We start from the raw sequence: 1,054 nt of genomic DNA, 5'->3' as shown, positions 1-1,054 counted from the left end.
AAGCCGTGATCTTTACCGCAGAGCTCTGTACATTGACCGCGATATACTCCCGGCTCATTAATACGTGTCCAGCTCTCATTAATAAAACCAGGAATGGCATCTTTTTTAACCGCAAAATCAGGAATCCACCATGAGTGAATCACGTCATTTGCCGTAATTAAGAAGCGAATTTTTTTACCAACCGGCACAACGAGCTCGTTATCTACTTCTAATAGATAATTTTCGTTTTTCTCTTGTGCGTTATAGATTTCTTCTTTGGGTGTGGACATGTTGCTGAAGAAATCGACCCCTGAGCCCAAATACTCGTAACGCCATTTCCATTGGTAGCCAGTGATTTTGATATCCACATCAGCATCACTAGTGTCGTACATTTCAACAAGTGTTTTGGTCGCTGGAATTGCCATGACAACCAGAATAATTACAGGAACGATCGTCCAAATAATTTCTATCGTGGTATTTTCATGAAAATTCGAAGCTACCGCGCCTTTACTCTTACGGTGCTTAAAGATCGAATAGAACATCACCCCAAACACTACGACACCAATTGCCACACAAATCCAAAAAATGGTCATGTGCAAGTCATAGACTGAGTGACTAATGTCCGTCACTCCGCGAGGCATATTCAATCCATACTCTGCGCTTACATCCGCTGCATAAATTGCAGACAGCAGCAGACTCAGCGCCTTTACTAGGCGTGATCGCATACGGGTCTCCACAGATTATTATTTTTGTTCCTGTGAGGCTTCCTACTACTAACTACTTAACTACTTCAAAGAAGCTCAAGTAACAGTTGGATTTATTTTTATTGCCCTTTGAGTATAGCGAGCTGCATTTTGAAATCGCAACGCCTTTTAGGCCTTTTTTGTTCTTTTTTTGAGCTTTTTTTTCGAACAGTGCTTTGCGACACGAAAGTTTTGTTTACTTTTTGATCAAATCTTGAGGGTCGAGCAATTTTACAACGCTCACTTCTTCTTGTTCGGTAGGTTCTTCAAATTGATTAACGCGTGTTTTTAATTCATCCGGCGAAACATTTGCAACGAGTGCTTCTGTAAAA

General features: G+C 40.9%; 1 protein-coding gene. It reads right to left on the bottom strand.

What is annotated here, in order from left to right:
• Positions 1-704 (bottom strand): cytochrome c oxidase subunit II (gene coxB / locus A3762_RS02745; RefSeq protein ID WP_082868896.1); only part of this gene is annotated, 704 nt, incomplete at its 3' end.
• Between the last annotated feature and the right edge of the window lie 350 nt (positions 705-1,054).

The sequence above is a fragment of the Oleiphilus sp. HI0125 genome, assembly GCF_001635355.1.
This window is presented reverse-complemented; position numbering and strand designations above follow the sequence as displayed.